This window comes from Bradyrhizobium ferriligni, from assembly GCF_056837965.1.
Genome location: NZ_JBXEJO010000183.1, coordinates 1 through 1,261 on the forward strand (window position 1 = coordinate 1; position 1,261 = coordinate 1,261).

1 protein-coding gene is annotated in these 1,261 nt (G+C 62.9%); it reads left to right on the plus strand.

Annotation, left to right across the window (positions count from 1 at the left end):
* Window positions 1-60: 60 nt before the first annotated feature.
* Window positions 61-1,232, plus strand: a protein-coding gene (locus AC1VNY_RS42465) for an IS3 family transposase (protein WP_482409663.1) whose coding sequence is annotated in 2 segments (ribosomal slippage) — window positions 61-352 and window positions 352-1,232 — 1,173 coding nt in all. Because the reading frame shifts where the segments join, the coding sequence is not laid out codon by codon here.
* The last annotated feature ends 29 nt before the right edge of the window (window positions 1,233-1,261 follow it).

Below are 1,261 nucleotides of genomic sequence, written 5' to 3' on the forward strand. Positions count from 1 at the left end.
TTGAACCTCCTCCGAATGAGTGGACACCTGTAGTAGGCTCAAGGAGCCCGGAGGTGTCGAATGCCAGAACGTCAACGTCGATCGTTCACAGAGGACTACAAGCGCCAGGCCGTTGAACTGGCGGTCTCGAGTGGTCGATCGATCGGATCGGTCGCCAAGGAGCTCGGTCTGCGCGACTCGGTTCTGCGGCGCTGGGTGGATAGGTTTCGGCAGGAGCCGACATCGGCGGCGTGGCGCCCCACCACGCAGGCGACGCCGATGTCGGCGGACCAGGCTTCGGAGATCGCCCGGCTGCGCCAGGAGAACGAGCGACTGCGCATGGAGCGCGACATTTTAAAAAAGTCGATCGCGATCTTTGCCGGAACCCGGACATGAGCTTCCGCTTCATCGAAGATCACCGCGAGACTTATCCGGTGCGGCTGATGTGTGCCGTGCTCGAGGTGTCGCCGGCCGGCTATTATGCCTGGCGCGAGCGTCCGGTGAGCGCCCGTACAACCGCCAGTGCCGCCTTGTTGGCCGAGATCCGGCAGGTCCATCGTGACAGCGGTCAGCGCTATGGGAGTCCCCGCATCCATGCTGTGCTGCGGACGCAGGGACGTGGGGCTAGCCGCGGCCGGATCGAACGGCTGATGCGACGGCATGGCATTCGGGCGATCATGGCGCCGCCACGTCGGGTCCGCACCACCGACAGTCGCCATAATCTGCCGATCGCGCCGAACCTGATCGCGCGCGACTTCACCGCCGCAACTCCAAACCGGGTCTGGCTTGCCGACATCACCTACATCCCGACCGCGGAAGGCTGGCTGTACCTGGCGGCCGTCATGGACCTCTTCAGCCGCAAGATCGTCGGTTGGGCGATGCGCGACCACATGCGGGTCGAACTCGTCTCCTCCGCACTATCGATGGCGCTCCGCCAGCAGCGGCCCGGCGCCGGACTGATCCATCATTCCGATCGCGGCGTGCAGTACGCCTCACATGAGTATCGCGCGGCCCTGGCAACCGCAGCCTTGACCGCATCGATGAGCCGCAAGGCCGATTGCTATGACAATGCCCCGATGGAGAGCTTCTTCCACACCCTCAAGACCGAGCTCGTTCATCATCGTCAATACAAAACCCGCGCCGAGGCCCAGCGCGATATCTTCGCTTTCATCGAGGGCTTCTACAATCGAACCCGACTCCATTCCGCCATCGGATATATCGCCCCGATCGAAATGGAGCTAAAAGCCGCTTAAACCCGTCCACTTTTTCGGGGGAAGATCAG